This window comes from Xenorhabdus beddingii (genome assembly GCF_002127545.1).
In the GTDB taxonomy this organism is placed as follows: Bacteria; Pseudomonadota; Gammaproteobacteria; order Enterobacterales; family Enterobacteriaceae; genus Xenorhabdus; species Xenorhabdus beddingii.
The window spans coordinates 113,085-125,563 of record NZ_MUBK01000009.1 but is presented as its reverse complement, the minus strand read 5'-3'; the positions used below and the strand labels follow the sequence as shown (position 1 = coordinate 125,563).

At 46.4% G+C, this 12,479-nt stretch carries 13 protein-coding genes and 2 pseudogenes; 13 read left to right on the top strand and 2 right to left on the bottom strand.

Going from position 1 to position 12,479, the window contains the following annotated elements; genetic code table 11:
- Positions 1–146 precede the first annotated feature (146 nt).
- Complete coding sequence (locus tag Xbed_RS07450; RefSeq protein WP_086112290.1) at positions 147–494, bottom strand: Arc family DNA-binding protein; 348 nt, start codon at positions 492–494, stop codon at positions 147–149.
- Between the two features lie 103 nt (positions 495–597).
- Here Xbed_RS07450 and Xbed_RS07445 point away from each other — a divergent pair, with 103 nt between their 5' ends.
- The 6 genes and pseudogenes from Xbed_RS07445 (at position 598) to Xbed_RS07425 (ending at position 4,047) form a co-directional block, all read left to right on the top strand.
- Positions 598–774, top strand: a complete 177-nt coding sequence (locus tag Xbed_RS07445; protein WP_086112289.1) for an Arc family DNA-binding protein — start codon at positions 598–600, stop codon at positions 772–774.
- 101 nt (positions 775–875) lie between these two features.
- Positions 876–1,145 (top strand): annotated as a pseudogene (locus tag Xbed_RS20680) (KilA-N domain-containing protein); the annotation flags it as partial.
- Positions 1,146–1,232: 87 nt separating this feature from the next.
- A pseudogene (locus tag Xbed_RS20675) lies at positions 1,233–1,639 on the top strand (phage repressor protein); the annotation flags it as partial.
- Between the two features lie 270 nt (positions 1,640–1,909).
- The gene (locus Xbed_RS07435; protein ID WP_086112288.1) at positions 1,910–2,785 is read left to right on the top strand and encodes a P22AR C-terminal domain-containing protein; all 876 of its coding nucleotides are present in this window, start codon (positions 1,910–1,912) and stop codon (positions 2,783–2,785) included.
- 260 nt (positions 2,786–3,045) lie between these two features.
- Complete coding sequence (locus Xbed_RS07430; RefSeq protein ID WP_086112287.1) at positions 3,046–3,606, top strand: hypothetical protein; 561 nt, start codon at positions 3,046–3,048, stop codon at positions 3,604–3,606.
- Positions 3,607–3,609: 3 nt separating this feature from the next.
- Positions 3,610–4,047, top strand: coding sequence for a type II toxin-antitoxin system YafO family toxin (locus Xbed_RS07425; RefSeq protein WP_086112286.1), 438 nt, complete (start codon positions 3,610–3,612; stop codon positions 4,045–4,047).
- Positions 4,048–4,085: 38 nt separating this feature from the next.
- On the opposite strand, the gene Xbed_RS07420 is transcribed toward Xbed_RS07425, so the two are convergent.
- On the bottom strand, positions 4,086–4,298 hold the full coding sequence (locus tag Xbed_RS07420; RefSeq protein WP_086112285.1) for a hypothetical protein: 213 nt from the start codon (positions 4,296–4,298) through the stop codon (positions 4,086–4,088).
- A 147-nt stretch (positions 4,299–4,445) separates the two neighbouring features.
- Here Xbed_RS07420 and Xbed_RS07415 point away from each other — a divergent pair, with 147 nt between their 5' ends.
- Genes Xbed_RS07415 through Xbed_RS20140 form a run of 7 tightly spaced genes read left to right on the top strand, consistent with a single transcriptional unit; the run spans position 4,446 to position 12,457 of the window.
- A complete protein-coding gene (locus Xbed_RS07415) occupies positions 4,446–4,793 on the top strand; it encodes a phage tail protein (protein ID WP_167371881.1) in 348 nt (115 codons plus the stop codon).
- Positions 4,790–5,527 (top strand): phage minor tail protein L, encoded by a 738-nt coding sequence (locus Xbed_RS07410; RefSeq protein WP_086112284.1) that lies wholly within the window; start codon positions 4,790–4,792, stop codon positions 5,525–5,527. The genes Xbed_RS07415 and Xbed_RS07410 overlap by 4 nt, the downstream gene beginning before the upstream one ends.
- Positions 5,528–5,534: 7 nt before the next feature.
- Positions 5,535–6,269, top strand: coding sequence for a C40 family peptidase (locus Xbed_RS07405; protein ID WP_208612211.1), 735 nt, complete (start codon positions 5,535–5,537; stop codon positions 6,267–6,269).
- A gap of 4 nt (positions 6,270–6,273) precedes the next feature.
- A complete protein-coding gene (locus Xbed_RS07400) occupies positions 6,274–6,849 on the top strand; it encodes a tail assembly protein (protein ID WP_086112283.1) in 576 nt (191 codons plus the stop codon).
- 60 nt (positions 6,850–6,909) lie between these two features.
- Positions 6,910–10,179: a TipJ family phage tail tip protein gene (locus Xbed_RS07395; RefSeq protein ID WP_086112282.1), complete on the top strand. Its 3,270-nt coding sequence runs from the start codon at positions 6,910–6,912 to the stop codon at positions 10,177–10,179.
- The gene (locus tag Xbed_RS07390; protein WP_086112281.1) at positions 10,176–11,228 is read left to right on the top strand and encodes a hypothetical protein; all 1,053 of its coding nucleotides are present in this window, start codon (positions 10,176–10,178) and stop codon (positions 11,226–11,228) included. Before Xbed_RS07395 ends, Xbed_RS07390 begins: the two co-directional genes overlap by 4 nt.
- A gap of 17 nt (positions 11,229–11,245) precedes the next feature.
- Positions 11,246–12,457, top strand: a complete 1,212-nt coding sequence (locus Xbed_RS20140; RefSeq protein WP_244182428.1) for a phage tail fiber protein — start codon at positions 11,246–11,248, stop codon at positions 12,455–12,457.
- Positions 12,458–12,479 lie beyond the last annotated feature (22 nt).

The window sequence follows — 12,479 nt, the reverse complement described above, 5'->3', positions numbered from 1 at the left end:
AATGGCAATAGCCACAAGCAAAAAAGTATTCGAAAAAATCACAGAAATGACCAAATCAAAAATAGCCTAAACCCGTCCCAGCGGGTTTTCCATTTGTGCAGCCAGTTACTTTTGCTAATCCTCTACATGAGGAAGACACAAAGCCCCTACGGGGCTTTTTTGTTGGTGAGTTCTTTTTTTAGATCAAGTAATTCTCTGAATTTACGACTATCTGCCTCTATTTTTTCCATAAGCAGATATGTTAGCAAATCAATTTTATAATAAGCATCATCATTGTCCCAGTCGTCAGCCTCAAGCATCTCTTTGTAGACACGAGAAAATTCTTCGTCCATGGGTAACGATACACCGCCATACAGAGTATCTTGAAGAATTTGCACAATTTCAGAATTCATTGACCTTCCGTTTTCATCTGCTCTTTTGGCAATAGCCTCTCTCATGCCATCGGGCAATCTGAGCATGAATTTATCTTGAGCCGCCACGAGCTTCTTTGTCATTTTCATTACCTTCTAATTTATTTCTAAATAGATGGTAATAGCATATTGACATCATGTAAATGCATGTCATTTTGACATCATTTATTAAGAAAGGAATGAGAAAATGAAAGATGCCCTGTACACAGAAAGAGCAACAGAAACGTTCAGCTTACGTTTACCGAAAAGAGTGAAAGAACACGTTGTGTCAAAGGCGAAAGAAGAGGGTTTATCTCTGAATTCAGCAATCATTCAAAGGCTGGTGTGGAGTATTAATAATGAGAAAAAGATGTTTGAACAATAAAAGCGAAACCTCGAAGGGTGCAACCAACGAGGCTTCTAAATCTTCAAGACCTTGGAAAGCAATTAAAGATTACGTCAACCCATAACAAAGAGAGTGACAACATGAATATAGCAAATAGCAATCTTCCTGTCATTGCGGGCGTAGAAATCACTACCGATGCAGAAGGCCGTTTTAACCTGAATGCGCTTCATAAGGCGAGCGGTGCAGGTGAAAGCAAAGAACCAAACAGATGGCTGCGCAGTAAGCAAGCTCAAGAGTTGATTGCAGAGCTACCGACAAATTTGGCGGTAGGTCAAGAAGCGCTCAAGGTACAAAAAGGCGGCACTACTCCCGGAACTTTCGCCCACGAACTTCTTGCAGTTTCATACGCAGGATGGATCAGCCCAGCATTCCAATTGCAAGTTAACCAGACTTTCATTGACTACCGCACTGGAAAGTTAGCGCCAGTATCACCAGAGAAAAGCAAATCAGGTTTGCCTGAATACCGCCGCGCCAGAACGCTGAAAATGTCAGTTGATGCGATCTCTAACCTGTTTGACCTGATGCCAAACTTGAGCAATGAAGCGAAACAATGCGCAGCAGCCAACATTGTTAACCCCATCGTCGGCTTTGAGGCTGTCCCTCTTCCTGTACTGGAAGAGAGGTACTACACCACTACACCGCTGGTGAGGTGGGTGGCATGCTGGAAGTGTCAGCCAACAAGATTGGACGCATTGCCAACAAGAACAACCTCAAAAATGAACAATACGGAAAGTTCTTTTTGGACAAATCAGCGCACTCAGATAAACAAGTCGAAGCATTCCGTTATAACGAGAATGGAATCAAAGCGCTCAGACATCTGATTCACGGTGTTGAAGTAGCTTGAGGACTTGAGCCAAGGACGGCGAAACAATGATCTTTTTAAGAGGAATAACTAATTTACCAATAATCAACAGTACTAACAATAGTTAATTACTCGTAATACGCGTATAAATAGTTGAATATTCGAAGCGTCTCGCAATTCGCGGCTAAATTCCTTTACAAAACGTTACAATAACGCAATAAATAGTGTCGCTCCAAAACGGCGAAGCCCCCAACTACTGCAATAGTCAGGGGCTTCTTGTAAAACGTCTACAACTCTAGCAGGAGAATAGACATGACAAGTATAGCAATTAGCAAAACGAATAACACTAATCAGTTAACTTTCCGTAGTACAGTGTTTAATCAAGTAACCTATGCTAACAAAATCTGGTTTACTGCGGTAGAGTTAGCAAAGGCTCTTGAATACAAAAAATCAGACGCGGTTACTCAGATTTATGAGCGTAATTCTGATGAGTTTACCTCAGCTATGACTGAGACCCTCAAAATGAGTGTCTCAGGGAATTACCAGAAAACAGTAAGAGTCTTTTCTCTTCGTGGCGCTCATCTGGTGGCTATGTTTTCTAAGACAAGTGTTGCTAAAGAGTTCCGCAAATGGGTACTGGATATACTGGATCGGGAAGTTGAGAAAGAATCGGAGCCAGTGACAACCAAAACCACAGTCCAAGAACGCAACCCGTTAAAGAACGCCGTCAATCTCTTGGTAAGCAAAAAGGGTATCATGTATCCGGAGGCGTACTCTCTGGTTCACCAGCGTTTCAATGTAGAGCATATTGATGAGCTAACCATTGAACAGCTACCACAGGCTATCGAGTATGTTCACAAAATGGCGTTAGAGGGTGAATATTTAGGCCGTGAAGAACTACCAGCGCCAGAAGTTAAGCAACAGATATCTGATGATGAACTCATCACGCTGTGTTGGTCATGGCACTACTTAATGATGTGCTGTTCTGCTATGGAAGATGTTTATCCGCTTTTAAACGTTGCAGAACATAGACTGGCTCAGAAATTTCACACCATACCGAGAGAAAGTGCGCGTAACTCTGGAATGGTGCAGTCAATACTTAAAAGATTGACCACTCATCTGGAACCAAGCAATTTTAATAGCTCATGGGTTTTAAATAATCTCAGACTGGATACGCTGTCAGTGTAGCCTCCCCCAAGCCATGGATGGCTTATCTGATTTTCATCACATGTATAACATTTAATACAAAGTGATGGCAACATGATGCTATCTTTTTAAAGTTTGCCATTAACTTGCGTGCATCTTCTTTAATCATGCATATATAAGTTGTTAATTGCCTCTTATCTCGTAGTTGTAAGATTACGCTATGTATCATATAGTGATACTTAGTGACACTCTATGACTGTTTGTGACTCACTATGATCAACTATTTGATAAGGTAAAACGTCATGAATCTATCACTAAAGAATTGCTTGGCAGGAATTTTATTTGGGGGAGCGTTAACAGTTCCTTCATTCGCTGCTGATCAAGTGGATTCAGAGGACGAACGACGTATGTTTAGTTTTAATGTAGGCAAGACTATTAATAGCCTGGATGAGTTAAAAACTCAATACAAAGAAAGAAGAGAAATTATTGATTCGATAACTAATGAAATCAGTGATTATTATCTAAACCTTCTAAGTCTTGACGAAAGTCAAGTTCGTGGAGTTTTGATTCAAAACGACTTGAATATGAACAAAGCCTGTGAAGCCGCTATAAGAGGGTTTGAGCAGGTGCTTAAGGCTATGCTAGAGCAAAATCAACCCGATGGAGAAAAGCAAGAACTGCGGAACTATCTTAAGTCAGTGGCAAAGGCTAGATTTGAGATAACGCGCTTAAATGATTTTTCTCGTCAATTGTTTGTTTTGCCTGAAATTTATAAAAGTGATATAAACAAGGCCGCTCTATCTGAGTTAGCTGCTTATACAACCAAAAAGATTGAGTCTGAAAACTTTTCATTTACTGGATGATAGATGGAACAGGTAGACGTATCAATAAACAAGCATACAAGAAAAGAATTTTTTGAAAAAGTTTTCCTGAAACATCCAGATCTTGAACGAGCCATTCTTCAAGACTTTAAGTATTACAAAGAGACTGGAAAAATCCCTGATTATTTTGGTCGGGATGCCGCTTATACCCAGCCAGAGGCAGCATATAAATCGTGCATGATGCATATTCATCTTCGTTTTCCACCGGACTCATTCCCTGAGAATAGAGTCCAGTATTACAGAACGTGCGAACAGGGAAACCCTGAAAACGATGCTTGCTTAGTTTACGTTCAGGGGCTTTTGGAGGAACATAAGTACTCCTTATTGGCAGTAATGCATCCTGATGCTCATGGTAAAGCCAGAAATCCCAAGATAATGAGTTATCTAGCAAGAATAGCTCAAGATTTCAGAGACAATAACTAACCCGCTCCGGCGGGTTTTCCATTTATGCCAGTAGTCAACTATTGAATAATTCTCGGATGTTCAGCATCCCGCGTCAGCATGAGCAGAGCTTGATTGTAACTCTCGCATAGCTCGTCATAGACACCCTGATATTCAGCATTGAAAATATCAGTCATAGTAGCGACAACATCCTTGCTGCATATCAGCGAATCAGTTTCCAGCAATTGACAAACAGTGCGACCAATTAGCGCATGAGCGTTATTGTTGTTCATGATCTGTCCCCGGTATTTGTTTGTTGTAAACTGACCTCAGTGTAATAGCAGAAAACACAACCTGTAAACAATTCAATGCCGCTTAATTGCGGTTTTTTACGTCACAAATAACCTCACTTCGTGGGGTTTTCTTTTATTGGAGCTTATATGGCTATTGAAGAGTTCAAATGGCGAACTCAAATCCAAGATTCGCCCAGCGGTGAGTTTAAACACCGGGTTAAATCAATTGAGTTTGGTGATGGCTATAAACAGATTGTCGCAGATGGGATTAATTCAGAAACGCAATCATGGCCTTATTCCTACATGGGAAGCAGGGAAGAGGTGATGCCAATATTTAAGTTTATCCGCCGCCACACAGCAAAATCATTTATCTGGACACCACCATTCGGAGAGAAAGGGCTATACCGGATAACAGCCGACTCAATAACCATGACCCCTTTTGCTAGCGGAGTTATGAAAATATCAGCAACTTTTGAACAGGCATTCAGCGCATGACTATTAACGCAGATCTCCAACGTCTGGAATCCGGGAGCAAGATTCTATTATTCTCGGTCGATGGTTCGGCTTTTGGTGGGCCAGAACTTTTCTTTCACAATCATTCTATTCCTTACACTGAAGCGGAACTGGAAAACCCAGACGACTTGCCGATTAAATCTATTTGGTGGCAGGGTGTGGAATATAGACCGTGGCCTGTGAGAATTGAGGGATTGGAGGTAAACGGTGATGGTAGAACAGTATCACCCACACTCAGTGTTGCCAATCTGGATGGTACCATTAGCGCAATGTGCCTTGCTTATCAAAATATGGCTCAGGCTCAGGTTACTATTCATATGACCTTTGCGCATTATCTGGATGCCCGTAATTTCCCCGAAGGCAACTCGGAAGCCGATCCCACGCAGGAGAAAATTGACGTCTTCTATATCGACAGCAAGACGCATGAAGATAATACGGAAATTCACTTCGCCTTGTCTTCACCCGCTGATTTACAAGGTATTCAAATTCCGACGCGACAGATTCACAGTCTGTGTACGTGGTGTATTCGTGGACTGTATAGAAAGTCACCCTGCAACTATACGGGTGATCGGTATTTTGATGAAGAGGGTAATCCAGTCGATGATCCGTCGCGGGATGCGTGCGGTGGGCTGATGAGCGATTGCAAAGCCCGATATGGTGAAGAATCTCAATTGCCATTTGGTGGCTTTCCCGGTTCTGCGCTATTGAGGCGCTAATATGGATATGCTGCGAAAATCGATAATTAACGCCATCATGACTCACGCCAAAGATGAATACCCCAATGAATGTTGCGGGCTGGTGATTCAACATAGTCGCAAACAGCAATATATCCGCTGCCGCAATACTGCCCCTGCTCCGACAGAACAATTCAGCCTGCATCCCGAAGACTACACCGAGGCCGAAGATATGGGGACGATTGTTGCCATTGTTCACAGTCACCCTGACGCGACAACACAACCCAGTCAGTTAGATATTGCCCAGTGTGACCTGTCACAAGTTCCGTGGGTGATCGTCTCATGGCCGGAGGGCGATATTCGCACGATTATGCCGATAGAGGGTATAAAACCTTTGCTTGGTCGTCCGTTCGTGCATGGTATTTGGGACTGTTACTCCATTGTACGTGACTGGTATCGGCTGGAGCGGGATATTGAAATCCCTGACTTCGCACGCTCTGATGGCTGGTGGAACCGGGGCGAAAATCTGTATCTGAAACACTATGCATCGGCTGACTTTGTCGAGTGCAGCGGTGAATTACAGGTGGGTGATGTAATTATTATGCAGGTTCAGGCCAGCGAACCCAATCATGCCGGGATCTATATCGGTGAGGGGTTGATGTTGCACCACATGTACGGGCAACTCAGTAACCGCGTGCCTTACAGTGGATATTGGCAGGAACGGACGATGATTACCCTGCGTCATATGACCCCACCCGCTTCGGCGGTTTTTTTATTGGAGTAAATTCATGAACACACTACGAACAGTACGGCTGTATGGGGTATTGGGTGCTCAATTCGGGCGAGAACATAGACTGGCGGTATCGTCCCCTCAAGAGGCGATCAGGGCGCTATCCGTCCTTATCGACGGCTTTGAAAAGTTTTTGCTGAATGCCAAAGAGCGCGGGTTAACCTTTGCCGTATTCAACGGAAAACGCAATATCAACCGTGATGAACTGGACTTTTCCAGTAATGATGACATCCGCATTGCCCCGATCATTATCGGCAGCAAAAAAGCGGGCGTCTTCCAGACTATCTTGGGCGCGGTGATGGTCGTTGCCGGGGCGTTTATGTGGGCGACGCCGTGGGGGGCACCCATGGTGATGTCCGGTATCGGGATGATGCTGGGTGGCGTGGTGCAGATGTTATCACCGATGCCGGGCGGACTGGCACGACGGGAAGACCCAGATAACAAACCCAGCTACGCGTTTGGTGGACCTGTAAACTCGATTGCACAGGGGAATCCTGTTCCGGTGGGGTATGGCAAGCGTCGTATCGGGGGTGCCATTATCTCAGCGGGCATCTATGCCGAAGACCAGCAATAAATTCATTACATCTTCATTATTTTAGTCTCGCCGCACTTGCGGCTTTTTTATGGGTGAAATATGGGAAAACATCTTATTCATGGCAGCAAGGGCGGTCAGGAAAGTCCCCGCACGCCCGTTGAATCGCCAGATTCATTACAATCAACATCCTATGCCAAAATCCTATTGGCGTTGGGCGAAGGGGAATTTGCGGGCGGACTCAATGGCACTAATATCTTTCTGGATAACACACCGATTATAGGTCCTGACGGTACCGCAAACTTTGAGGGGGTGAAATGGGAATTCCGCCATGGAACGCCGCATCAAGATTATATTCCCGGTATGCCGGCCGTGGAAAATGAACTGACGGTCGGTACGGAGTTAATGGAATCATGGGTCAGATCGGTCACCAATACTCAACTGTCAGCCGTGCGTATCCGGCTATCGTGGCCGCAATTGCAAAAGCAGGAAGAAGACGGCGATACGGTGGGATATCGCATTAATTACACAATAGATGTGGCAACAGACGGCGGCTCGTATCAGGAATTACCCACGCTGGCCGTGGACGGTAAGACAACCACGAAATATGAGCGCTCACACCGCATTGATCTGCCCAAGGCGCATTCAGGCTGGCAGGTACGGGTACGCCGTCTGACCCCGAAACAGACCAGCAACCGCATTGCCGATGCGATGGTGGTTGAGGCCATTACGGAGGTTATCGACGCCAAACTGAGCTATCCCGAAACTGCACTGTTATTTGTCCAGTTTGACGCCAAACAGTTCCGCAGTATCCCTAAAATATCGTGCGAGCCGAAAATGCGGGTTATTCGCGTGCCGGATAACTATGATCCCGAAAGTCGCACTTATTCGGGGGTGTGGTCGGGACAATTTAAATGGGCATGGACAGATAACCCTGCATGGGTGTTGTATGACCTGATGAATAATGACCGGTTCAGTATCGGGACACGGGTCAAGCCAGAAAATCTGAATCTGGCGAAATGGGATTTGTACCGGGTTGCCCAGTATTGTGATCAGTTGGTGCCTGATGGCAAAGGCGGTATGGAGCCAAGACACACCTGTAATGTCTATATCCAGTCACAAGAGGATGCATGGACAGTCCTGCGGGATATTGCGGGTATTTTCCGGGGCATGACGTTCTGGGCTAATAACAACATGAATGTGCTGGCGGATATGCCGCGCGATATGGACTATATCTACACCCGCGCCAATGTTCGTGATGGTAAGTTTACCTACTCCAGTGCCAGCGAGAAAACCCACTATTCCACGGCAATGGTGAGCTGGTCAGATCCACAGAACGGCTATCAGGATGCGATTGAACCTGTCTTTGATTACCGGCTGATAAAACGCTTTCAGGTCAAACAGGCCGATGTCACCGCCATTGGCTGTACCCGCCAGAGTGAAGCCCAAAGACGGGGAAAATGGGTGTTGCACACCAACGAGTATGATCGGATGATCACCTTTACCGTGGGGTTGGATGGCAAAATTCCGCTGCCCGGTTATGTTATCGGGGTGGCAGATGAAATGTTCTCCGGTCGGGTATTGGGCGGCCGGGTCAGCACAGCGGATGGACGCAATATAACTTTAGACCGGGTCTCTTCGGCAAAAGTGGGCGAGCGGTTAATCCTCAACTTACCGTCAGGCAAAGCGGAAGGACGCACCATTCAGGCGGTTAACGGAAAAGTCGTCACTGTGACCACATCATACTCAGAACTGCCAGCCGCTGAATGTGTCTGGGCGATTGATGCCACGGATTTGGCTGTCCAGCAATTCAGGGTCACCGGCATTAAAGAGGGGGAGGATGGCGTGTCATTTGAGATCACCGCCGTTGAGCATAACCCCGGCAAGTATGACCACATTGACACCGGCACCCGTATCGAAGAACGCCCCATTTCCGTTATTCCTCCGGGTGTTCAGCCTCCGCCGAAAAATGTCACCATTAGCAATTACTCAGTCGTGAATCAGGGCATTGCAGTGACCACCTTACGTGTAACATGGGATGCGGCAGAAAGTGCGATTGCGTATGAGGCGGAATGGCGTCGGGATAACGGAAACTGGATATCTGCCCCCCGAACATCTACACAGGGCTTTGAGGTTCCCAATATCTACGCCGGGCGTTATCAGGCGCGGGTGAGGGCAATTAATGCAGCGGAAATTTCCAGTGTCTGGGCAAACGCCTCTGAAACGCACCTGAAAGGCAAAGAGGGCAACCCTCCGGCACCACTGGCATTCAGGGCAACCCCGATTATCTTCGGCATCCAGCTAGACTGGGGCTTTGCCCCACAGACTGACGACACACTGAAAACCGAAATTCAGTACAGCCAGACCAATGACGGCGAAGGGTTGATGCTGCTGGCGGATATTCCCTACCCCCAGCGTACACATGTATTGCAGGGACTGGCGGCAGGCGTCGCATTTTGGTTCCGTGCGCGTCTGGTGGACAAATCCGGCAATCAATCCCCGTGGACGGACTTTATTCGGGGTGAGTCTTCCAGTGATGCGAAATGGCTAACGGATGCTGTCGGCAACCAGTTCCTCACCGCCGAAGCCGGAAAGCGCATTCAGGATCAACTGGATTATCTGTCCGAAGCTGACCTTATCAACGCGGTCGCCACACAGGAAAATGCCATCAACATGATGGCGCGCGACGGTGAGAACAAGGCGGAAATTAAGCGGCTTGACCGGGTGTTTGCGGATTCCCAGTCTGCTTGGGCAGAAAAGCATACCCGCGTGGAAGCGGAGATTGCAGAGGCTAAGGCAGCCAGTGTTCAGGAAAGCCAGAAAGCCGTTGCGAAAATGAATGAGGCTCTGGCAGGCAGTGAGCGTCGCACGCAGGTTCAACTTGACAAGCAATCTGCCGTCATTAGCGAGAAAGCCACGGCAGTCTTTGATATCAAAGGTAACGGCTATGCCATTTATGACATTGGTGCCGGGGTGAAGTACAAGGATCAATTCTATAAAGCCGGGATGGTGATTGGGGCGGAGGTGAAAAACGGTCAGGTTTACACCTCGATTGGATTCAATGCCAATAACTTCGTCTGGTTTAACCCAGCCAATGGAAAGATGGAGCCGTTCATGGCGTCCAAGAATGGGCAGTTGTTTATCAAAGATACGTTTATTGATATGGCAAACATCAAGAAGTTATTGGTGGGGATTGATATCAAATCCACGAATTACATTCCTAATCAGCGGGGCTTTCGCATTGATGCCAATACCGGATTTCTGGAAATTAACGGGTCGGGTAACGGCTACCGCACCCGACTCACCGATCAGGGCTGGTATCTGTTTAACTCTAATGGGGTCGCATTAATTGAACTGGGAGTCTTCTTATGAGTGTGTATGGACTCAAAATCGTTAATCCACATGATGGCACAAGTTTTATTTTTAATGAGAAAACCGCACCAGCCAGCTTGGTGTGGTTGGCGGATGTCAGTTATAACACGCCCGGAGCGCGGCGTGGAAGAATGCCAGGTGAGGATCAATGGACGTGCCCTGTTAAAATTCCGTCTGGATATAAGTCAATGGTGGCGTGTGACGAAATGGTCGGCTTGGTTTTCGAGTTTGGTGATTCCCATGCCCGGCTGGACAGAGGAGAGGAGCGGATCATATATTCACAGAATGGTGATACCGTGACGATTACTGACATGTCAATGACAGCGTGGAACGGAGACCCGAGATATACCGCTGTCAAAATACTCGCCTACCCAGAGAATCGAACGGGACGTGCCGGATTGAAAATAGGAAATAATACCAATTTCAATATTGATGTTCCGCGCAGTGGTTTTTCGTATGTCTCACACAAAGCGAAATTGAAAATTGATGGTGAGCTGGACTTTTCCCAAATAGATCCCCGGCTAAACCGGAGTAATTGTTTGGTGTTTTTTTGCGCGGAAACTCCTTACGCGATAATGACTCCAGGGGAGAATTCGTACACTTGTTGTGACAGACGCAACGGAAATAAAATGTCGGCTGTTTTTTGGCTGGTGATTTTCTCCGATATTGATGCAACCGGGCGATTTGAGAATGATCGCTATGGGTTACGGCTCAGGAATAATCGGGGGGATATTACCTTTTCGTCAGGGGTCGGCGTATTGACCAAACCGACAGAGATCTACATCAATTCATATGGAAAAAATGAACGAATACCCGTTTCGGGTATTGAACGCCCTATGTATATCCCGTCACACGCAGCTAAACACTTCTGGATGTCAGGCAGAAAGGGAAGACAAGAGGATCTGGCGGTAGGAAATTATGATTCTGGCTCCATTTGTGTTGGAGTGTCATCCAGTTATGACCGATATGGATATTCAGGGCCAGATTATACCTATGTGACCAAAAGACCTATTCTTATCTTAGACGCCGCAGATTACTTCAACTTCTAACCTCTCAGGAACACACCATGTACTATTCACAAGGCACAATTAACACTGTGTCCGGCTCGGCTATTGTCCGTGGAACCGGCACACGATTTAAAGACAACATCAACGGCATTGCCCCCGGTCAGATTATCTTAATCCAGTCCGGCAATAGTAATCTACTCCACATGATTCAGGCGGTGAACTCCGATACCGAACTGGTACTGGCAGACAATGCCGCTGTCACCCTGAATAACGTGAGCTACCAGATTCAGATTACCCTCCCTGATTCTGTCTCCGATGGCGTCCGGCATATGGTGGCGATTAACAGCCATATTATCAACTTCCTCCAGAATATGGACAGATGGATGAGTGAGAATGGCGTGGTTAACGTGACATTGCCGAATGGACAGAAAGTATCGCTGCAATCGATTAAGGCAATGAATGAGCAAATCGCAGGATTAACCCAGTCAGTTGACAACCGCCTCGAAAAATCAAGGAACGGGGCGGATATTCCCAATAGACAAGAGTTTGTGAAAAACCTTGGTTTAGTGAAAACGGTGGAGCAGGCGGAAAATGCACTGCCAAAAGCTGGGGGTGTTATAGATGGCGGATTAATTGTTGAAGCTGATTTCTGGGTCAAACGCACAGGTTCGAATGACAGGCGACTGGTTATTAGCACGAGCCGAGAAAACCATGCATTAATTTCATATAATCATGGCAAAAACTGGTTTGAGTTACAGTTATATAACACAGGGAATCTGCATTATAGCGGACAACCTGTCTTAATATTGAACCGAAACTGCTACCGTGATAACAGTGGCTATATACGACAATCCTCCCCCATCATCCAAATTCACCCTGACGGCACATTTACCACCAATGACGAATCAGAGGGTGCGACTGTCACTAAACTTGGCCTTGGTCATTACAGAATCACCGGTGTTCTGGGCTATAACTCAGATGGTGCATGGGGTGTACATGGCGGTATTAGTGTTCCCCTTGATGTTAACGGCAATGAGTTAGTGTATGTCGAGGATAAGGTATTGCCGGATGGAGCCATTGAAATCAAGGTCACTCATCGACAAAACATCCACATGCCCGCCCGGTTACAGAACAGGCGCATGAAATGCACGAAAGAACAGATTTATTACGCCGATGATGAACCCTGTGACTTACCCGCAGGAACTCGACTGGACGTCCGTGTCCAGATGCCGGAAGATTCGGTGTGGAACTTAAGACAAAAAACAGAATAACTTGAGGGGCACGCAGCCCCTA

Excerpts from the sequence above, each read along its gene's own strand:
- Xbed_RS07405 (WP_208612211.1), top strand. The coding sequence starts at position 5,535 with ATGCTGCGAAAATCGATAATTAACGCCATCATGACTCACGCCAAAGAT.
- Xbed_RS20140 (WP_244182428.1), top strand. The coding sequence starts at position 11,246 with ATGTACTATTCACAAGGCACAATTAACACTGTGTCCGGCTCGGCTATT.
- Xbed_RS07425 (WP_086112286.1), top strand. The coding sequence starts at position 3,610 with ATGGAACAGGTAGACGTATCAATAAACAAGCATACAAGAAAAGAATTT.
- Xbed_RS07410 (WP_086112284.1), top strand. The coding sequence starts at position 4,790 with ATGACTATTAACGCAGATCTCCAACGTCTGGAATCCGGGAGCAAGATT.
- Xbed_RS07390 (WP_086112281.1), top strand. The coding sequence starts at position 10,176 with ATGAGTGTGTATGGACTCAAAATCGTTAATCCACATGATGGCACAAGT.
- Xbed_RS07435 (WP_086112288.1), top strand. The coding sequence starts at position 1,910 with ATGACAAGTATAGCAATTAGCAAAACGAATAACACTAATCAGTTAACT.
- Xbed_RS07415 (WP_167371881.1), top strand. The coding sequence starts at position 4,446 with ATGGCTATTGAAGAGTTCAAATGGCGAACTCAAATCCAAGATTCGCCC.
- Xbed_RS07450 (WP_086112290.1), bottom strand. The coding sequence starts at position 494 with ATGACAAAGAAGCTCGTGGCGGCTCAAGATAAATTCATGCTCAGATTG.
- Xbed_RS07445 (WP_086112289.1), top strand. The coding sequence starts at position 598 with ATGAAAGATGCCCTGTACACAGAAAGAGCAACAGAAACGTTCAGCTTA.
- Xbed_RS07395 (WP_086112282.1), top strand. The coding sequence starts at position 6,910 with ATGGGAAAACATCTTATTCATGGCAGCAAGGGCGGTCAGGAAAGTCCC.
- Xbed_RS07420 (WP_086112285.1), bottom strand. The coding sequence starts at position 4,298 with ATGAACAACAATAACGCTCATGCGCTAATTGGTCGCACTGTTTGTCAA.
- Xbed_RS07400 (WP_086112283.1), top strand. The coding sequence starts at position 6,274 with ATGAACACACTACGAACAGTACGGCTGTATGGGGTATTGGGTGCTCAA.
- Xbed_RS07430 (WP_086112287.1), top strand. The coding sequence starts at position 3,046 with ATGAATCTATCACTAAAGAATTGCTTGGCAGGAATTTTATTTGGGGGA.